Genomic DNA, 1,786 nt, shown 5'->3' on the forward strand with positions numbered 1-1,786 from the left:
AATTATGAAATTCCACGATCAATAACAAAATAACAAGTCAGTAAGGAGAAACACATGCTAACGATTTTACAGGAAGAACAATTTGAAAACCTTTATCAATTAATTGAAGATTCTTTCCCTATAGATGAATATAGGCCCTACCAAACACAACGTGCATTACTTTCTCATCCTCACTATCAAATATACGTTTATGAAAAAGATAATAAGCTTGCTGCTTTTTTTGCCACATGGGAAGGACCCGATTTTATCTTCCTAGAGCATTTTGCCGTTAAAGCAAGCTTTCGCAATGGTGGCTTAGGGTCGAAACTACTCCAAGCATTTCTTAAGCAGCAGGCAAAACCTATCGTCCTTGAAATCGAACCACCTGAGGGGGAAATCGAAAAAAGGCGAGCTGGTTTTTATGAACGAAATGGCTTTAGCCTTAGTCAGTGGGGCTATGTTCAACCAGCACTTGCAAAAGGGCAAAGCCCGGTTTCAGTTGTATTAATGTCTTACCCGAAACCATTACAAGAACAAGCATATCAATCCTTTAAAAACTGGGTATTTAAACACGTCTATTCATAATATTGGATTTTTTTGTTGTGAATTTGCGATTTCCAAGCGTTACCTTATACAAAAAGCATGAATTAAAGTGAGTGCAGGTCGCAATTTTTAACGCATTACCCCATCAGTTGCTGCAATTAATGATTCAAGTTGTTTAATACAGATCATCTTCTTATTAGTAGCAATGGTCAAGTACGATCTTCCATTAATGNNTGGAGCAATGAAAAATCCTAATTTCTTAGCATTAAATTAAGAAATTAGGATTTTTAATATTGAAATTCCCTTAACATTGTAAATCCGCGTTTCCTGTCGCTACCCCACTGTCTACTTGACAGGGGTATATCCAAATACCTAACCTTATAAAAGTGAAGTTTTCTGCTGCATATTTTCAATTACCTGTATCATAATTTTTGTAACGAAATGTTCCTTTTGGTTTTTTACAACTGTATCATAAATATACTCTTCAAAAACATAATCTCCTAAGGCTAAATCTAAACGTTCTATCTCTGAAATAAGTCTCTTATAGGTATTATGTATTGTTTTATCATCTCCAATATGATAACCAATTAGAAAATCACCCTTTACAGCCTGGAAATACGGATATCCTTCTTTGGGTTGTGGTTGCTCAATGTATAAATAGCTATACTTAGAGAATTCTCCCTTTAAAACTTGCTCCCGTTTCGTTATACCACCTATAGGATAACCTGTATCAAGCTGTAATTCGTTCAATTCACCAATAAACTCTGAAATAACCTCTACAAATTCCTCATTGGTAATACTTTCAATGTTTCTGCTTAAATAAAGTGTGGCTTCTGGTAAATGTTCAAGCGTAATTTGATGAAAGTCAAGGTGTGAGGCCTCCTCCATTAATGTTATTTTTGTTTCGATAAGTTTTTCCTTCATTTGAATTTCCTGTCGCTTTTTCATAATCTCTTCTTTCTTTTGATACATTAAAGTTAAAAAACTTTCAGGAGATTTATTTTGCGTGTATTGTTGAATATCATTTAGTGACATACCAAAATCTTTTAATAAATCAATAACAAAGAATAACTCTATTTGGTTGATTGAATAAAAACGATAGCCTTTTTCATTTTTAAATACTGGAGACAGAAGACCTATTTGATCGTAGTAAAAGAGTGTTTGTTTGTTAACCTTGCAAAGCTTTGCGAATTCACCTGTAGTTAAATATTTCATATTTTTTTTATTCATAATTTACATCACCACCCTTGACTATATAGTTACT

At 33.5% G+C, this 1,786-nt stretch carries 2 protein-coding genes; one reads left to right on the top strand and one right to left on the bottom strand.

The genetic code is table 11. The features are described 5' to 3' along the window. Nucleotides 1–54 precede the first annotated feature (54 nt). On the top strand, nt 55–564 hold the full coding sequence (locus V7164_RS22900) for a GNAT family N-acetyltransferase (protein ID WP_335347808.1): 510 nt from the start codon (nt 55–57) through the stop codon (nt 562–564). A gap of 336 nt (nt 565–900) precedes the next feature. Here V7164_RS22900 and V7164_RS22905 read toward each other — a convergent pair whose 3' ends face one another. Beyond that, nucleotides 901–1,752 (bottom strand): MerR family transcriptional regulator, encoded by an 852-nt coding sequence (locus V7164_RS22905; protein ID WP_335347807.1) that lies wholly within the window; start codon nt 1,750–1,752, stop codon nt 901–903. Nucleotides 1,753–1,786: the final 34 nt, after the last annotated feature.

The organism is Bacillus sp. JJ1474 (assembly GCF_036965225.1).
GTDB lineage: Bacteria > Bacillota > Bacilli > Bacillales > Cytobacillaceae > Cytobacillus.

Coding starts and splice junctions, on each gene's coding strand:
- V7164_RS22900 (WP_335347808.1), top strand. CDS start 55: ATGCTAACGATTTTACAGGAAGAACAATTTGAAAACCTTTATCAATTA.
- V7164_RS22905 (WP_335347807.1), bottom strand. CDS start 1,752: ATGAATAAAAAAAATATGAAATATTTAACTACAGGTGAATTCGCAAAG.